The sequence below is a fragment of the Ruegeria sp. AH12 genome (assembly GCF_056541465.1).
Genome location: NZ_JBQFYL010000096.1, coordinates 1 through 942 on the forward strand (window position 1 = coordinate 1; position 942 = coordinate 942).

Consider the following 942-nt stretch of genomic DNA (forward strand, 5'->3'; position numbering starts at 1 on the left):
TTTCGATGATATTGCCTCAGGTAAAACGCAAAACGCTTTAGACCTATCCGCGGCGAAAGCGGGCGGTTCCGATGACCTCGATCAGGTTTTGCCGGACCGGCTCGGGCTGCGCCTCGACCGCGTTCAAAACCTCACGCAGTTCAGCGCGAAGCCCGTGCATCTGGTCGATCAGAGAGATCATCATCGACAGTGCATCGGCCTCCATGTCGTACTGGTCATGCAGTTCGCATGCCAGTTCCAGACGTGCAACGTCGATACGCTGATATCGCAGACCTTGCTCCGATTGCTCGGGGATCACGATCTCAGCGGCCAGATATTCGGTCAGGCGATCCGAAGTCAGGCGGGTGATGGCGTCGATCAGTTCGGCTTCGGTCAATGTGCGGTTCATGACGGCATTCCTTTGCGCGGATCATAGCCGTGGGTTTCGCGCCATGTCTCCATGAAGTGCTTCAATTCATCGTCTACCTTATCTGGCATTGCGACGGTCAGTTCTATGAACTGATCGCCCCGCTCGGACGAGCCGCGTTTCTTGACTCCTTTGCCACGCAGGCGCAGGGTTTTGCCGCTGCTGGTCCCCGCTGGGACACTGACATTGACGCCACCGTCGATGGTGGGGGCGGGAACCTTGCCACCCAGAACGGCCTCATCAATGGTGATGGGCAGCGTGATGTGGATGTCATCGCCCTGACGGTCGAACACCGGGTGATCCGCAACCGAGATCGTCACAAGCGCATCGCCGGGAGGCCCATCGCCGTACCCCGGGGCCCCTTTGCCACGCAGGCGGATGGTTTGCCCGGTCGTGATACCCGCAGGTATCTTCACTTCAATCCGGTTCCCATCTGGCAGGGTCAATTTCTGACTGGCTCCAAAAACGGCGTCAAGAAAGCTGATCTGCAGCGAGTAGTTCAGGTTGTGGCCCGGTGCATGGAACTCCTGCGTGCG

The 942-nt window shown here is 58.7% G+C and carries 2 protein-coding genes; both read right to left on the bottom strand.

The window, feature by feature from the left end; translation table 11 throughout:
• Positions 1-43 precede the first annotated feature (43 nt).
• Positions 44-388, bottom strand: coding sequence for a hypothetical protein (locus tag ACR0EL_RS21870; protein WP_480502272.1), 345 nt, complete (start codon positions 386-388; stop codon positions 44-46).
• The coding region (locus tag ACR0EL_RS21875; RefSeq protein ID WP_480502273.1) for a J domain-containing protein at positions 385-942 on the bottom strand (558 nt) is incomplete at its 5' end. The genes ACR0EL_RS21875 and ACR0EL_RS21870, both read right to left, overlap by 4 nt.

Bases quoted from the DNA above. Each gene is read 5' to 3' on its own strand.
- ACR0EL_RS21870 (WP_480502272.1), bottom strand. From the start codon at position 388: ATGAACCGCACATTGACCGAAGCCGAACTGATCGACGCCATCACCCGC.